This window comes from Rhodanobacter ginsengisoli (assembly GCF_042657065.1).
Lineage (GTDB): Bacteria > Pseudomonadota > Gammaproteobacteria > Xanthomonadales > Rhodanobacteraceae > Rhodanobacter > Rhodanobacter ginsengisoli.
Genome location: NZ_JBHSNF010000014.1, coordinates 1 through 590, shown reverse-complemented (window position 1 = coordinate 590; position 590 = coordinate 1). Strand labels below are relative to the sequence as shown.

General features: G+C 66.8%; 1 protein-coding gene. It reads left to right on the top strand.

The features are described from left to right. Positions 1-590 (top strand): hypothetical protein (locus ACFPPA_RS19060; RefSeq protein WP_377322848.1); only part of this gene is annotated, 590 nt, incomplete at both ends.

Below are 590 nucleotides of genomic sequence, written 5' to 3'. Positions count from 1 at the left end.
CACGATCAACGCGGGCAGCGGCGCGATCACACTGACCAACACCGGCAACGATTTCACCGGTGCGGTAGGCCTGACCGGTGGCACGACCCAGATCACCGACACGAACGCGCTGACCCTGGGCACGCTGAGCACCGGCGCGCTGACTGCAATCAGCACCGGTGCATTGACCCTGGGCAGCGGCACGGTGACGGGCAACCTGGCGGCGACCAGCAACAACGGCGCGATCAGCCAGACCGGTGCGCTGATCGTGACCGGCAGCGGCACGATCAACGCGGGCAGCGGCGCGATCACACTGACCAACACCGGCAACGATTTCACCGGTGCGGTAGGCCTGACCGGTGGCACGACCCAGATCACCGACACGAACGCGCTGACCCTGGGCACGCTGAGCACCGGCGCGCTGACGGTGATCAGCCACGGCGCGCTGAACCTCGGCCATGGCAGCGTGGGCGGAAACCTGGCGGCGACCAGCAACAACGGGGCGATCAGCCAGACCGGGGCCTTGACGATCACCGGGACCAGTACGCTTGATGCGGGCACCGGCGTGCTTACGCTGGCCAATGCCAACAACGACTTTCAGGGCACAGTAT